General features: G+C 71.5%; 1 protein-coding gene. It reads left to right on the top strand.

Annotated elements, in window-relative coordinates; genetic code table 11:
- Positions 1–382 (top strand): AMP-binding enzyme (locus IU459_RS37700; protein ID WP_195134330.1); only part of this gene is annotated, 382 nt, incomplete at both ends.

Raw genomic sequence — 382 nt, 5'->3', positions numbered from 1 at the left:
TCGCAGGCGACCAGCTGGCCCGCGGCTACGTCGGCCGCGCCGATCTGACCGCGGATCGCTTCGTGGCCAACCCGTTCGGCGCGCCGGGCGCACGCATGTACCGCACCGGTGACCTGGTCACCCGGGATGCCACCGGCGCCATCGAGTACCTGGGCCGCACCGACTTCCAGGTGAAGCTGCGCGGTCTGCGGATCGAGCTCGGCGAGATCGAAACCGCGCTCACCGCGGATGAATCGGTCGCGCAGTCGGTGGCGTTGGTGCGCTCTGACGCCCGCACCGGCGATCAGCTGGTCGGCTACGTGGTGCCCGCGAACGGCGCGACGGTGGACGTCGAGCAGCTGCGTGCGCGCCTGTCCGCGCAGCTGCCGTCCTACATGGTGCC

Source organism: Nocardia amamiensis (genome assembly GCF_015477605.1).
In the GTDB taxonomy this organism is placed as follows: Bacteria; Actinomycetota; Actinomycetes; order Mycobacteriales; family Mycobacteriaceae; genus Nocardia; species Nocardia amamiensis_A.
This window is presented reverse-complemented; position numbering and strand designations above follow the sequence as displayed.